The following is a 616-nucleotide window of genomic DNA, read 5'->3' on the forward strand; positions in this document are numbered from 1 at the left end:
ATCCACGCGCCACACCGCTGCCACCGATGTAAAGCTCGCCGGCTACGCCCACTGGGCATAAACCGCCGCTACTGTTTAATATATAGATCCGAGTGTTGCCGATCGGCCCTCCGATTGTCACAGGTTGCCCTGGCAGCATCAGCCTTTCAGTAGACCAGATTGTCGTCTCGGTCGGTCCGTACATATTCCATAGCTCGCCTTGCGCGCAAAGCGATTCTTTCAGGCTATCACCGAGCGCTTCACCCCCTACCACCATCTTCACTGCCCCCGTGTTGCGCCACTGCGCATCGACCAGTACCTGCCAGCCGGCAGGGGTCGCCTGCATATGCGTCGCGCCACCAGCGCTTAACAGTGCCGACAAGGCCAGACCGTCCTGGGCCGTCTCGCGGCTGGCTAGTAGCAGCCGGCCGCCACTGATCAATGGCAGCATGCATTCCAGCCCGAAAATATCAAAGCTGTAAGTGGTCACCGAAAGGAAGGTGCTGTCTGCACCAAAGTCCAGCGTGCCGCCCATGCTATGCAAAAAGTTGACTAGGTTACCATGCTCGACCATCACCCCTTTCGGATGGCCCGTCGAACCAGACGTATAAATCACATAGGCGAGGTTGGCGCTGAC

At 58.3% G+C, this 616-nt stretch carries 1 protein-coding gene; it reads right to left on the reverse strand.

What is annotated here, in order from left to right:
- On the reverse strand, positions 1-595 hold a 595-nt coding region (locus AAHB90_RS32510; protein WP_342089494.1), incomplete at its 3' end, for an AMP-binding protein.
- Positions 596-616 lie beyond the last annotated feature (21 nt).

Origin of the sequence: Dyadobacter sp. OTU695, assembly GCF_038440355.1 — a bacterium.
GTDB lineage: Bacteria > Bacteroidota > Bacteroidia > Cytophagales > Spirosomataceae > Dyadobacter.